This is a genomic window from Paraprevotella clara YIT 11840, assembly GCF_000233955.1.
Taxonomy (GTDB): domain Bacteria; phylum Bacteroidota; class Bacteroidia; order Bacteroidales; family Bacteroidaceae; genus Paraprevotella; species Paraprevotella clara.
Genome location: NZ_JH376731.1, coordinates 1 through 222, shown reverse-complemented (window position 1 = coordinate 222; position 222 = coordinate 1). Strand labels below are relative to the sequence as shown.

The window sequence follows — 222 nt, the reverse complement described above, 5'->3', positions numbered from 1 at the left end:
AGGCAATACGTTTACCTCACGAGCATAAATAGTTTGCAAAGTGCTCGGTGATGGATTCACAAAGAATATCCTACCATTTGTATTACCTGTATGGTCATTAGGAGTGCGCCAAACACTACTAAAAATATTTACAAGAAGGTTATGAGATATAGTATATTCACCTTCATTCAAGTCACTACCAGAGTGAGGTTTCGATTGCCCGTTAGCATTATAAACTGTATA

The 222-nt window shown here is 36.9% G+C and carries 1 protein-coding gene; it reads right to left on the bottom strand.

Annotated elements, in window-relative coordinates; genetic code table 11:
• The coding region (locus tag HMPREF9441_RS18960; RefSeq protein ID WP_216593528.1) for a hypothetical protein at positions 1–222 on the bottom strand (222 nt) is incomplete at both ends.